Consider the following 14,322-nt stretch of genomic DNA (forward strand, 5'->3'; position numbering starts at 1 on the left):
CTAGTATCTTTCGTCCTCTAAAAATCGCCAAGACCGTATATTTGATTCGCTTTCGAGTTGGTTTTCTAGCGCATCTGTTAGCTTAGGAAAAAAATCGATACCTGTTATTTTTTCGATAGCATCAACAGTCACTACATAATCTTCAAGGGGTAAATCGCTCGCCCGATTTGGAATCATAAAAGCTATCATCTTTGGCTTATTCGCATTTCTAACGAATACAATTTTATAAAAATAGTCAGGTACAGCAACTTTTTCGCGACCAATTGTTTTTAAATTTGAGTTTAAAACACCTGCTGTAACAACCATAACCTTATCGTATTCTTTTGCCCACAAGCGTACATTTTGCTCCAAAGAATTCCATATTCCTCCATTGAAATCTTTCTCTTGAGGTGATATGTTACTTGTCAAAAAAGTACTAGTGTAAGCTTCGTAATCAAATTCCATATCAGCAGCCGGACACAAATGTCCTTTGTCATACTCTGTATTTTTATAATTTCTCCAATCAGCAGAGCGGGTTTCTACTTTGTCATCTTCAATAAAAAAAGGGCGTTTAAAATTGCTGTTCACAACGTTTTCCTTCTTTAACTCATAGGCAACCCATTCTGCTTGCTCAAATTCTTCTAAATAACTTAATATGTAATATTGATGTTCAATGACTGCAGCAGTTGTGGCTGTTGGAAGAAGCGTCTTCCAATTGTCAGTTTCATCTATTGCGGAAGTATCCTTTTGTGCGGAATCATTAGCTCTACTTTGCACTTGCTCCTGAGAGGTATCTATTTCAGAACGTGTTTGTTCTTGCTTACAAGACATAAATAAGCAAACTGTCGTTATAGACATTAAAAAAAACGATATTGAAGGGCTATTTCGAGGAAAAGTAAACATAGAAGTATTATTTGGTATCTTAATCCAAATATAGCTAAAAACACAGCTATTAATTACACATTAATCGCTACTCAAAATAGAGCGTATAAAAAAACGCGCAAGGTACATATCGTATCCTGCGCGCTTTAATAAATTTATCTTATATGAGATTTATGACTTTGCTAGTTTGTCTTTTTTAATTTTAACCGGCATTGTCTTTTTTGCAACTGATTTACCTTGCAAATCATCTAAAACATTCAAAGCTTCTTCGACATAAATATCTTTTGCTAAAGCTTCATGCCAACGTTCTCTTTTTTCTTTAAGAGTTAAATCTTTACTCATAGCATCTTTCTCATACGGAAGAGAAGTAAACAACAAGTCGTTTTTATAATCAGTAATTGGCTTGTATTTTTTAGCTTTTTCCTCAATTTCAGTTTGTGCCACCTTAAATTTATCGATGTTTAAGCTGTATACATTTTCCTCGCTTCGGCTATCAATCCATTTTGCATTTTCCTCTATTAATTGGAACTGAGCATTATTACTGATTCTAGATTTACTATTGGCAATTGCTTGGTTGAAATTGGCATTTTTGTTCCAAACTTGATAATCAGCTTGATCAATTTTATCCCATGGCATTGCATTGTCAACATCACGCTCACCCATTTTTAAATAAGCATAACGGTCCGGCATAACGATATCGCTAGACACACCTTCTAACTGAGTAGAACCACCATTAATTCTATAAAACTTTTGAGTTGTGGTTTTTATAGCTCCTAAATCACCAACTGAATTACTACGTACAAATTGATTCAAATCGATCACATTTTGTACCGTTCCTTTCCCGTAGGTTTGTTTACTACCAATAATCACACCGCGTTTGTAATCTTGAATTGCGGCTGCTAAAATTTCAGATGCTGATGCTGAAAAACTATTAACCATAATTACAAGCGGACCATCCCACTCTATTTTTTTATCACGATCATACAGAACTTCTTTTTTTCTACCTGCTGATTTAATTTGCACAATTGGTCCTTGCTCAATGAACAGACCTGCGATATCAACTACTGTTGACAAAGATCCACCACCATCATCACGAACATCTAACACGATACCGTTTACACCTTCTTTTTTCAGTCGATCTACTTCTAAAGCAATATCTTTCCCGGCATCACGTCCTTGAGGATTTTCGAAATCAATATAAAACTTAGGTAAATAAATTATACCGTATTTAGAATCGCCCTTTTGTACGATACTTGACTTCGCGTAAGTTTCTTCAATTTCTACAATATCACGAATAATCGATACTACTTTAATCGTACCATCGACTTTTTTCACTGTCAATCGAACCTCTGAACCTTTTGGCCCTTTGATTTTTTTAACTACATCATCTAAACGCATCCCAACCACATCAACAGCTTCACCGTTTCCTTGCGCCACTTTCATCACAACATCACCAGCTTCTATTTGCTTTCCTCTCCATGCTGGTCCTCCAGAAATTAATTCTGAAATTTCGGTCAAATCATTTTTCTTTTGCAAACGAGCGCCTATTCCTTCTAACTTACCGCTCATGCTCACATCAAAACGTTCCTTTTCTTCAGGAGCAAAATAATTTGTGTGCGGATCAAAACGTGCTGTAATTGAATTAATATATACTGAAAACCAATCGTTTCTATTCAATTCTTTGATAAAACCGAAATATTCATCAAGCGATTTTTCTGAAGTAGCTCTCGTTTCTTTTTCTAAATCTGCAAACGATTTAATTGTATACGAAGCATCATTCTTTTTCTTGTCTTCCTCTAATTTTTGTTTGTCAACCAAAGAAGAAAGCGTTGAAAGTTTAATTTGCTTGCGCCATTTATCATTTAGTTCTTTAACCGAAGCACAGTAGGGCGCTTTTTCATAATCAATATTGAAAGTTTCGTCTATTGAGAAATCAAATGGTTTTTTTAGAACTTCTTTATAAATTTTGGTGCTTTCTTCCATACGTTTCATCAATCTATTGTAAGTAAGATCGAAAAACGTCAAGTCTTTATTCATAATTTGATCGTCTAGCTGCAACTCGTATTTTGCAAACTCATCAATATCTGATTGCAAAAAGAAACGTTTTGAGGGATCTAAAGCCTCAATATAATCTTTGTACACTCCTTTAGAAAAGTTGTCGTCTATGGTTGCAGGACTGTAATGCCCTTTTTCAATCACAAAAGTGAGTAACTCTAAAAGCAACTTATCCTTCTCAGGATCATTGGCCTTGGAGTTATTCATTTTAAAGGCAAACAATGTTATCGAAATACATGCGACAACAAGAATAATTTTATAATTTCTTTTCATAAAGTGAAGAATAGTATTCATGAATTTTTTATTCTAAGTTACGGTAAAAACTATGCCAACGATGGCGCGGCTCCCATAAATTTTTGTTAAAGATATAAAATTGTTTTTTTTAAAACTTCAAAATAAATTTCAATAACAAATTTTTATCTTTTGTTCATTTTATCCCATTTGGAGTGAGTACATTTGTTGTATTTTAAAATATTTTTCCTTTTTTCTGAACTATTTGCCATGGATAAAAAAACACCCTTAATTTTAATTACAAACGATGATGGTATAAGCGCTCCTGGTATCAGAACACTAATTTCGGTTATGACACAATTAGGAGATGTTGTGGTAGTGGCGCCAGACAAGCCACAGAGCGCAATGGGTCATGCTATTACCATTAACAGTACTTTATATTTAAACAAAATATCAAAAAACGGTGACGCTGTTACCGAATACAGTTGTTCTGGAACACCTGTAGATTGTGTAAAACTTGCCGTAAACGAAATTTTGAAACGCAAACCCGATCTTTGCGTATCTGGAATCAATCATGGCTCTAATTCCTCTATCAATGTTATTTATTCAGGAACAATGAGCGCTGCCATGGAAGCTGGTATTGAGGGTATTCCTGCAATTGGTTTTTCATTGAGTGATTACAATTGGGACGCGGATTTTGAACCGACTAAACCATTCATAAAACAAATTGCTGCACAAGTCTTAGAGCAAGGCTTACCTGATGGCGTGCTCTTGAATGTTAATTTTCCTAAATTAAAACAGGACGAAATAAAAGGTATAAAAATAGCGCGCCAAGCCAAGGCAATGTGGCAGGAGCGTTTTGACAAACGCCAAACACCGCACGGTAAAGATTATTACTGGCTTACCGGAGAATTTGTCAATCAAGACCACGGGCAAGATACAGATGAATGGGCATTGGCTAACGGATACATCTCAGTAGTACCGGTACAATTTGATTTAACCGCACATCATGCTATTCAACAACTTAACACTTGGAATTGGAATGAATAAAAAAGACTTACTCCTTGGGTTTCTAATTGGCTTTGCAACCACGCTGTTCGGTAGTTATCTATTTGTAATTATCATGACAGAATATGATTTTATATCAGGAATACAAATTATAAAGTCACAAGGCAATCTCGGAAAGATAATTACTCTTGGCTGCATTGCGACATTAGCCGCTTTTGGACTCGCATTAAAATTCAACAAAGAACTAATTGCTAGAGGTATGGTACTCGCTGTTATGGTTATTGCTTTGTTAACCTTGTTTATATAAAACTATCTTTGCATGCTGCTGAAAGGCCACTTGTACTTGAAATTTAAAAAATCGAATTCTACAAAAAATGAAATATTACATCATTGCAGGAGAGGCATCAGGTGATTTGCACGGTGCTAACTTAATGAAAGAGTTACTACAAAAAGATCCACAAGCTGAAATCCGTTTTTGGGGTGGCGATTTGATGCAAGCCGTTGGCGGAACTTTGGTAAAACACTACAAGGAACTTGCTTTCATGGGTTTTGTTGAAGTACTTTTTAATTTGAGAACGATATTAAAAAATATTACAATTTGTAAAAAAGACATTCTTGCGTTTCAGCCTGACGGGATCATCTTTATCGATTATCCTGGTTTTAATTTGCGTATTGCTAAATGGGCAAAAAAACTAGGTATTGCAACACATTATTATATTTCACCTCAAATATGGGCATGGAAGGAAAGTAGAATTACAGATATCAAACGCGACATTGATCACATGTACGTGATTTTGCCGTTTGAAAAAACATTTTATGAGGACAAGCACCAATATCCCGTAAGCTTTGTTGGGCATCCGCTAGTCGATGCCATTCAACAGCAATCTCAGACGGATCAGCAATTGTTTCGCAGCAAGAACCAATTGAATGAGAAACCCATAATAGCCTTACTTCCTGGAAGTCGCAAACAAGAAATTACTAAAATGCTCGAGGTCATGCTGAGTGTGGTGCCAAAATTTCCCGAGTATCAATTTGTCATCGCGGGAGCACCAAGCCAAGACTATTCTTTTTATCAACCCTTCATTACGCAAGAAAACGTTAAATTTATTTCTAATAAAACCTACGAGCTTTTGCAAAACTCAACTGCTGCTTTGGTAACTTCCGGCACTGCAACGCTTGAAACAGCTTTGTTTAAAGTTCCCGAAGTTGTGTGCTACAAAGGCAGTTGGGCATCCTACCAAATTGCTAAAAGAATCATTACCTTAAAATATATTTCGCTTGTAAATTTAATTATGGATGAAGAAGTGGTTACTGAACTAATTCAGGATAATTGTACCACCGAAACAATTACAAGAGAATTACGAGCCTTAATAGATCCTAAAAATCGAAATACGATACTTGAAAAATATGCGTTATTAGAACAACGTCTTGGCGGAGTAGGCGCCAGCTCTAAAACAGCGGCACAAATCGTGCAACATATCCGCTCATAAATTCTGTAATCTATTTTTTGTTTGTATGCGCCTAAAATCGTTTTTGTTACCTTTTGTCCTGGCTCTATTGATTGCCTCTTGTAAAAGTACTTCACCAATAAACACTTCAAAAAACGAAGCAAACAAAAGCAAGTTTTCAAAGAACGAAAAACGAAAAACGGCCCAACTTATTGACGAATTGATTTCCACTGCTAAAGAAAATATTGGAGTAAAATACAAATATGCAGGAACTTCTAAAGCTGGCTATGACTGCTCTGGCTTGATATATAGCGTTTATAAATCGCAAGACATTGTACTACCACGCAACTCTTACGAGCAATCAAAAGTAGGGCAAGCAATAAATCTTAAAAAAGATCAGGCACAAAAGGGCGACCTCGTTTTTTTTACTACCAATTCTAGCAGGCAAATCAATCATGTCGGTTTGGTTACTGAGGTTACAGATCAAGGAATCTCCTTTATACACTCCTCTACTTCTAAAGGTGTAATCATATCATCTACAAAAGAACCCTATTACAAACGAACCTTAATTCAAGTCAATCGTATTTTTTAAACAGATACAATCGATGGTGAATAAATCTTTTTAAAACAGTAATTTAGTTTACAATTAGATTCGTTTGTTACTTAAAATGTGTACTTTAGATCTATGAAAGTGCTACATTTCCCACTTACAAAACTAACCGTAGGATTTATTTTTGGCTTATTGCTAGCGCATTTTTATGTCTTTTGGCCAACTATTATTGGGATTAGTTTGACCGTTTTGTTGTTACTCTTATGCAGCATAAACAAATTTTTTAAAGGTAAACAGCAAACCACTTTTTTCGGACTGGTTAGTTTAATGATTATGATTTTGATTGGAATTTTTACAACACTCATTCACAACGATTCATTCGATCCTACACACTATAGCCATAACAAAACCGCATTTGCAAAACCAACTTTATTTACCCTAACTGTTCGAGAAAAATTAAAGAATTCCCCATTTGCCAGCAGGTATTTGGCCCAAATTAAGGAGATACAAAACCAACGCCAAAACGGTTCTATCATTTTAAATATCGCAACAGATAGCCTACCTATTACAGTGCCTATTGGAAGTAAATTAAAGATCAACGGAATATTGATTGCTAATAAAACTGCTAGAAATCCAAATCAATTTGATTATGGAAAATACCTTCTAAACAAGCAAATTTATGCGCAATTATACAGCAATCCTGAGGACATATCAATTAGTACTTCTAACGAGAAAGACATTTGGTATTACACGGCACGCTTTCGGGAAAATATAATTTCAAATTTAAAAGTGAACCAGTTCTCCAATCGAGAACTACAGGTGGCGATAGCATTAATTTTAGGTCAACAACAAGAAATTGATCCGGCTATCATTAGAGATTATCAACATGCAGGTGCCGTTCATATTCTATCCGTTTCAGGTTTACACATTGGGTTTATAATGCTTTTCATGACTTTTTTATTACGCCCGATCCCAAACAACAAAAGAGGTTCTGCTTTGAAGCTGGTAATAATTCTGTTGAGCTTGTGGTTGTTTGGAATATTAGCAGGATTAGCGCCATCTGTAGTTCGTTCTGTAACTATGTTTTCATTTGTTGCAATTGGTAATCATCTGGGCCGAAACACGTCTATTTATCACACTTTAATAGCATCAATCTTTATAATATTACTTTTTGAACCTTCATTTTTATTCGATGTGGGTTTTCAATTAAGTTATGTTGCCTTATTTTTCATTGTTTGGCTGCAGCCGCTACTAGCAACTTTATGGAGTCCAAAATACAAAGTAGTGCGCTATTTTTGGGACATACTTACGGTTTCATTTGCTGCGCAAATTGGTACATTACCGCTCAGCATTTACTATTTCCATCAGTTTCCTGGATTGTTTTTTATCACCAATTTGATAATCATTCCATTACTATCATTTATTATGGCTATAGGAATTATAGTCATGAGTTGGGCTGCTTTCACCGAGGTGCCACGCACACTTTCGCAAATTTTAGAATGGGGTATTTGGAGTATTAATTGGATAATAAGCAAAATTGCGTCGGTTGAGCAATTTATTTTGAAAGACATACCGTTACATTTCTATCTTTTGTTGTGCGGCTATTGCATCATTGTAACAGTGGTTTTATGGTTTAAAAAACCAAGTTTTTACAAATTACTGGCAGTAATGGTGAGTATAATTGTCACACAAAGTACGTATTTAGTATTGAAAAACCAGTTTGAAAAACAAGCTGAGATGATCGTATTTAATACTCAAAAAAACACTTTAATCAGCAAGCGGTATGGAAATATCATCTTTGCTTATTCAAAAAGCGACGTAAAAAACAACTCTTCATTAAACACTTTGAAATCGTACGAACAAGCTAATTTTAGTAAAATCAATTCAGTACAACCGCTTAAAAATGTACTTTTTTACAAAGGCAAAAAGATATTTATCTTGGATAGTTCAGCAGTTTGGTCACCTAAAGTAAAGCCTGACATTTTGCTTTTAACTCAATCTACTAAGGTAAATCTTGATCGCGTTTTAATACAATTGCATCCAAAAATAGTAATTGCAGATGGTAGCAATTATAAAAAAGCAAGATGGAAATGGGAGCAAAGTTGTCAAAAAAAAAATATCCCTTTTCATGCCACTGCCGAAAAGGGATATTTTAAACTAAATTGATTGTATTATTTTTTTAGAAAACCATCTGCCACAGCTAACCAAGCTGTTGGTCCTCCTGGAACATAACCTGTACTTCCAATCCCTTCAAAATTAACTTTACCATCAACATCCTTAACGTTCGCAAATACAACCGTTGGAAAACCTTGAATTTGGAAAGCCATTTGCAACTCGCCATTTTGTTTTTTAATTTCTTCTGTTTGAGGTGCTCTTCTTGGATAATCCAACTCAACTAAAACAACATTATCTTTAGCCCAAGTAGCAAATTCTGGTGTTTTTAGCACCTCTTTTTGCAAACGAATACACCAGCCACACCAATCACTACCTGTAAAAAACATTAGTAAAGGTTTTTTAGTTGTTTTAGAAACCTCAATTGCTTTATTCACATTTGTTTCCCAAACTAATTCTTGCGCTTGCATTGCGAAAGAACCCATAACCAACATCAGCGCTAAAAATATTTTTTTCATATTTGAATTTTTTATTTTGTAAATCAAAAATAATACCTAAAGATCACTTATTTCACATCTTGCATTAATTTTTTTACCAAAGGCGAAATAACGATTAATATTAAACCTGCAGCCAACGCGTAATAACTCAACTGCAAGTATCCATCAGCATATACGTTTAATTTGACCAAGTTGGTTTCATTGGATGACGCTTCGGCAATATTTGCACCAAGAATTCCTGCAAAATACTGACCATACGCACTAGCCAAAAACCACATCCCCATAATAACGGCTTGCGTTTTTTGAGGTGAAAGCTTAGTCATAGCCGACATACCAATTGGGGACAAACACAACTCTCCAAAAGTAATCACCAGCCATCCCATTGTAAAAATTCCTAAAGAAGTTTTTCCATTAAAATCAGCAAAGAATTTTGTGTAATAAAAAATCCAGAAACCACCAGCTAGAAACAAAAATGCCAAACCAAACTTGATAACCGTGTTGGGCTCAATTTTACGCTTTGCCATCCATAGCCAAACCAAACCTACTACTGCTGCAAAACCTATTACAAAGAAAGAATTAGCAGAATTGTTGACTCCATTTGGACTCAATGTTACTCCTGCTATTTCGTTATTTAAATTATTGGCGGCAAACAAACTTAACGATCCGCCACTCTGCTCGAAAAATGCCCAGAAAAAAATAGAAAAGATTATAAATACTAATGCCGCAATCAACTTTTTGTTTTCGACAAGAGAAAAATTCTTCATCTCGTAAAACAAATACAAAACTGAAGCCGGCCCAATAAACAGCATAAAATAATCTGTGTAGCGTGTATTAGCAACCATTATAATAATTAACGGAACTACAGCCAGAGACGCTAAATAAGTAAGTATTTCTAAATTTCTTTTCCTTGTTCCTGTGAAGTGAGTAAGGGGTGAAAGACCAATTGGGCCTAATGCTTTTTGAGTTTGTGTAAAAGTAAGTAAACTAACAATCATTACAACGGCTGCAAAACCAAAACCGACATTCCAACGCAAATGTTCCGGAACTAGAGATTGCCACATGGAACCTTCGGCGACAGCAATACAAATATAACCACCTATTAACGCACCCAAATTCACACCCATATAAAAAAATGAAAATCCAGCATCACGTCTCGGGTCATTATTGGCGTACAACTGCCCTACCATTGAAGAGATATTGGGCTTAAAAAAACCCGTACCCACAATTGTGAATCCCAACCCGATAAAGAAGAAATTTTTAGGATCAAATGCTAAAATTGTACTTCCAATAATCATTAGTATTCCACCCCAAAAGAGTGACTTGCGCAAGCCTAAAACTTTATCAGCAAACAAACCTCCAATAAAAGTAAAAGCATACACCCAAGCTTGTGTTGCACCATATTGTAAATTGGCTACCGTTTCGTTCATGGCCAAATGATTGACCATAAAAACCACGAGCATACCGCGCATTCCATAGAAACAAAAACGTTCCCACATTTCACTAAAAAACAAATACCACAATTGTTTTGGGTATTTGCCTTTAAAATTTTGAATTTGTTCTAAACTTTGCATCTGAGCCATACTTAATTTATTCCGTGGTCTTTCATCACTTTATTGAGGTTTTTGACCAAGGCAAACATTAGCGCTGTTGCAAACATAAGCAAGCCAAAATTCAGCCAAAAGAAATTGGCCTTATCCTCGTAAGTATCCCACATACTGGCCAAAACTCCAGATAGTTTATTTCCAATTGAAGTGGCCAAAAACCAGCCACCCATCATTAAAGCGGTAATGTTTTTTGGTGATAACTTAGATACAATTGACAATCCCATTGGACTTAAGAATAATTCTCCAATCGTGATTACACCATAGTTAGCAACCAACCACCACACTGATACTTTCTCGCTACCATTATTACCGATATGCACAGCAGCAACCATTACCAAAACCGATAAGGCAGATAATAATAGTCCGAAAGCAATTTTGGTTGGTGTCGAAGGTTCTTTTTTTCTGCTTCTTAAAAAAGTAAAAAAGGCAACTACTAGCGGAGTTAATAAAATAACCCAACCCGGATTTATGGATTGACTTAAATTGGCTGACCATGTATAAATTTTACTTTCTTCCTCAGGTAATTTTTCTTTGGCTACATTCCGAAAATAAAGCGGATAATCAACCACTTTTACCACCTTGCCGTCTTCTTTTTGAATTCGGAAAGCAGCATCGTAAAGTGCAACCGAGTCTTTTTTATAAGTTAAAGTGTCAATTAAGAAAAGTTGCGAACCTACTTTTTGCGTAACGCCTACCAACTCACGATCCGTATATTTATCACCCCAATTGTTTAATGCTGAACCATTTAATTTGAATACGGCCCAAAACAAAATAACCACTGCAAAAATAGATAGCAACGCACCAATCGGACGCTTTTCAGCGGGCTTGGCTTTAAAATACAAACTGCTATAAAACCATACAATCGGTATACATGCAAAAATAAAGGCATCGGTACTATCTGACCCAAATATAGAGCTTTCAGCATTAGTTGCTGTAGTAACTCCTTTGATAAACCAACCAATTACACCAAAAATAACCGATGGTACCAAAATGTACATTACAATTTTTGAGAACGGCATATCGCCTTCTTGAATTCCTTTCTTCTCCGTTTTGTCACCATAATGCTTGGTCCCTAACATGAACACTAGCACACCTATAAACATCCCTACACCGGCAGCCATGAAAGCTTCTTGCCAGCCGAAAAGAATTTTTAGTGCGGCTCCAAAAAAGTTACAAATGAAAGCACCTACATTGATTCCCATATAAAAAATGTTGTAACCCTCATCTTTTTTGTCTTTGTATTCCTCATCGTTATAGAAATTACCTAACAAAGTTGAAATGTTCGGTTTGAAAAATCCATTTCCAATTATAACAAGCGTCATGGCAACATACAGCATTGTTAGATTCGGAATTCCCATCATCATGTAACCCACCGCCATCATTAAACCACCAATAACAATTGATTTTTTGTAGCCCAAATAACGATCTGCAATTAAACCGCCAATGAAAGGTGTTAAAAACACCAAGGCGATAAAGGTCCCGTATAAATCAGACGATTCTTTTTCGGTCATTGAAAACCCCGATTCCACATCTTTAAGGTACAACGTAAAAATTCCGATCATTAAATAATAACCAAAACGTTCCCACATTTCGGACAAAAACAAATAAGGCAAGGCTTTAGGATGACTTTTCCACATAATAATTCAATTTAAAAAAACAAACCTACAAGTTCACAGTGGCGAATTGCAGGTTTGAAAAGTGTACAACTATTTATAAAAATTTATTAACGCACGCCGTGCATCATTTTCTTCAATTTAGGAGTAAGTGCTAATAAAATGGCAGCTGCAAGACCGCACAAAATAACAAACACCATAAAAAATTCAAACAAATTATGAATTTCGAAACCAGCAAATACTGGATTAGATGTACTAATTTGATTTTGTTCCAAAAGTGCTACTTGCTCTGCAGTAAGCGTAACTGTTTTATCCAAAACCGCTTGTAAATCGATACCAAGTTCTTTCGCTTTATTGAACTTGTCTCCAGTTGCAGGTAAAATAGAACCTAAAGTTCCAGCTAAAGCATAACCAGAAGCGTTTGACAAAAAGAACACTCCGTACAATAAAGATGAAAATCTTTTTGGAGATAACTTACCTACCAATGAAAGACCAATTGGTGACAAGCAAAGCTCTGCACATGTTTGAATTAAATATAAAAGAATCAACCATTTGATAGCCAAAAAACCATCATTACCTAAATCTTTTACATTATATGCAATGATAAAATAACTCAAAGCAATCAATCCTAAACCTACAGCTTGTTTAACAGGTGAGATTGGCTCTCTGTCTTTACTTCTTAAATAATCCCACAACATACTGAACGGCACTGCAAATGCAACAACGAACAATCCATTGAAAATTTGAACCATTGAAGGCGGCATGTTGTAACCAAAGAAATTTCTATCAGTTTGATTATCTGCAATAAATGTTAATGACGAACCTGCCTGCTCAAATGCAGCCCAGAAAAAGATAACGAAGAACGCTACGATATAAATAACTAAAATTCTATCACGCTCTACTTTAGTTAATGAAGTATCTGAAATGATCAAACCAGCTAATGACAAACCACTAGCGTAAATTAAAGAGTAAATAAAGTTTTGACCTACCACATAATGGAACATCAATCCTAATCCGATGAAAGCTACAACAGCACCTATCAAAGCATTTTTGGAGAAAACAGCTTTTTGTGATTCACCTTCTTCATAATCCGAAGTATCGTTTTTAGAAGGAAGCCCGCCTAATTCTTTTCCTTCAGGAGTTACAACATATTTATCTTTAAGCACATAAAAAACAACCGTTCCTATCAACATTGCAACTGAGGCGGCCAAGAATCCCCACTTAAATGCGTGAATGTCTCGGATACCATCAACTTTTACGTCTCCAACAATTGGACAGATTAACTGTCCTAGGAAAGCTCCTAAGTTAATACCCATGTAAAAAATAGTAAATGCAGTATCTAGTTTACTTTTTTCTTGTTTTGGATACAAACTTCCTACCATTGAGGAAATATTTGGCTTGAAAAATCCGTTTCCAAAAACAATAATACCCAACGCCGACCACATTAAAATAGTAGCCAAACTAATATTATTACCAAATACACTAGCGCTGATAAACAATAAAAATTGCCCGATAGCCATCATTAATCCGCCTAGCAAAATACAATTTCTATTACCAAAAAAACGATCAGAAATAAAACCACCTAACATCGGAGTTAGATAACAAAGACCTAAAAACCCACCATAAATTAAAGAGGCATCTTCCTCTTTCATCATCAATGAATTTACAAGAAACAAAGTCAAAATAGCACGCATGCCATAAAAATTGAATCGTTCCCACATTTCGGTTCCAAATAATACCCAAAGTCCTTTTGGATGTCCTGATTTTGCTACTGATTCACTCATGTTATTTAAATTGGTTTGTTTTAATTAGTGTTATTATAAATTTTCTTTAATAAAATTGGTCATTTTGGTATACAACTGTACTCGTGTTTTACCTCCATAAATCCCGTGATTGTTGTCTGGATAAATTTGAGAGTCAAATTGTTTGTTGGCTTGAATTAAAGCCTCCATCATTTGCATTGTATTTTGCACATGTACATTATCATCTCCTGACCCGTGAATCAACAAATACTTTCCTTTTAATTTATTCACGTGGTTTATTGGAGAGTTGTCATCATATCCACCCGCATTTTCTTGTGGGGTTTGCATGTAACGTTCTGTGTACACGCTATCGTAAAAACGCCAGTTGGTTACTGGAGCAACCGCAATAGCCATTTTGAACACGTCATTCCCTTTCAAAATACAATTAGAAGCCATAAATCCACCAAACGACCAGCCAAATATACCAATTCTGTTTTTATCTACAAATGCATAATCGCCTATTACTTTCGCAGCATCAATTTGATCTTCCACTTCGTACTTCCCTAATTGCAATTGCGTCACTTTTTTGAAATCAGCACCT

At 35.4% G+C, this 14,322-nt stretch carries 12 protein-coding genes; 5 read left to right on the forward strand and 7 right to left on the reverse strand.

The annotated features are described in order from the left end of the window. Together KBJ98_RS11670 and KBJ98_RS11675 are read right to left on the reverse strand one after the other, a co-directional pair. The gene (locus KBJ98_RS11670) at positions 1-810 is read right to left on the reverse strand and encodes a DNA/RNA non-specific endonuclease (protein ID WP_210790888.1); all 810 of its coding nucleotides are present in this window, start codon (positions 808-810) and stop codon (positions 1-3) included. A gap of 222 nt (positions 811-1,032) precedes the next feature. Beyond that, positions 1,033-3,210 (reverse strand): carboxy terminal-processing peptidase, encoded by a 2,178-nt coding sequence (locus KBJ98_RS11675; RefSeq protein WP_210790889.1) that lies wholly within the window; start codon positions 3,208-3,210, stop codon positions 1,033-1,035. 207 nt (positions 3,211-3,417) lie between these two features. Here KBJ98_RS11675 and surE point away from each other — a divergent pair, with 207 nt between their 5' ends. The 5 genes from surE to KBJ98_RS11700 all read left to right on the forward strand — a co-directional run bounded on the left by surE (position 3,418) and on the right by KBJ98_RS11700 (position 8,319). Beyond that, a complete protein-coding gene (surE, locus tag KBJ98_RS11680) occupies positions 3,418-4,197 on the forward strand; it encodes a 5'/3'-nucleotidase SurE (RefSeq protein ID WP_210790890.1) in 780 nt (259 codons plus the stop codon). Beyond that, on the forward strand, positions 4,190-4,462 hold the full coding sequence (locus KBJ98_RS11685; RefSeq protein ID WP_210790891.1) for a hypothetical protein: 273 nt from the start codon (positions 4,190-4,192) through the stop codon (positions 4,460-4,462). Before surE ends, KBJ98_RS11685 begins: the two co-directional genes overlap by 8 nt. 67 nt (positions 4,463-4,529) lie before the next feature. Next, entirely contained in the window at positions 4,530-5,645 is a 1,116-nt protein-coding gene (gene lpxB / locus KBJ98_RS11690) for a lipid-A-disaccharide synthase (protein WP_210790892.1), read from the forward strand. Between the two features lie 25 nt (positions 5,646-5,670). Continuing rightward, positions 5,671-6,195, forward strand: coding sequence for a C40 family peptidase (locus KBJ98_RS11695; protein WP_210790893.1), 525 nt, complete (start codon positions 5,671-5,673; stop codon positions 6,193-6,195). Between the two features lie 93 nt (positions 6,196-6,288). Further along, a complete protein-coding gene (locus tag KBJ98_RS11700; RefSeq protein ID WP_210790895.1) occupies positions 6,289-8,319 on the forward strand; it encodes a ComEC/Rec2 family competence protein in 2,031 nt (676 codons plus the stop codon). Positions 8,320-8,324: 5 nt separating this feature from the next. Here KBJ98_RS11700 and KBJ98_RS11705 read toward each other — a convergent pair whose 3' ends face one another. From KBJ98_RS11705 to KBJ98_RS11725, 5 genes are all read right to left on the reverse strand, one after another. Next, a complete protein-coding gene (locus KBJ98_RS11705; RefSeq protein ID WP_210790897.1) occupies positions 8,325-8,783 on the reverse strand; it encodes a thioredoxin family protein in 459 nt (152 codons plus the stop codon). Positions 8,784-8,830: 47 nt separating this feature from the next. Further along, complete coding sequence (locus tag KBJ98_RS11710) at positions 8,831-10,342, reverse strand: peptide MFS transporter (protein WP_210790899.1); 1,512 nt, start codon at positions 10,340-10,342, stop codon at positions 8,831-8,833. 2 nt (positions 10,343-10,344) lie between these two features. Next, entirely contained in the window at positions 10,345-12,003 is a 1,659-nt protein-coding gene (locus KBJ98_RS11715; protein WP_210790901.1) for a peptide MFS transporter, read from the reverse strand. Positions 12,004-12,089: 86 nt separating this feature from the next. Continuing rightward, entirely contained in the window at positions 12,090-13,763 is a 1,674-nt protein-coding gene (locus KBJ98_RS11720) for a peptide MFS transporter (protein ID WP_210790903.1), read from the reverse strand. Positions 13,764-13,796: 33 nt separating this feature from the next. Beyond that, a partial coding sequence (locus tag KBJ98_RS11725; protein ID WP_210790905.1) for a S9 family peptidase occupies positions 13,797-14,322 on the reverse strand: 526 nt, incomplete at its 5' end.

Source organism: Flavobacterium erciyesense, assembly GCF_018069925.1.
Taxonomy (GTDB): domain Bacteria; phylum Bacteroidota; class Bacteroidia; order Flavobacteriales; family Flavobacteriaceae; genus Flavobacterium; species Flavobacterium erciyesense.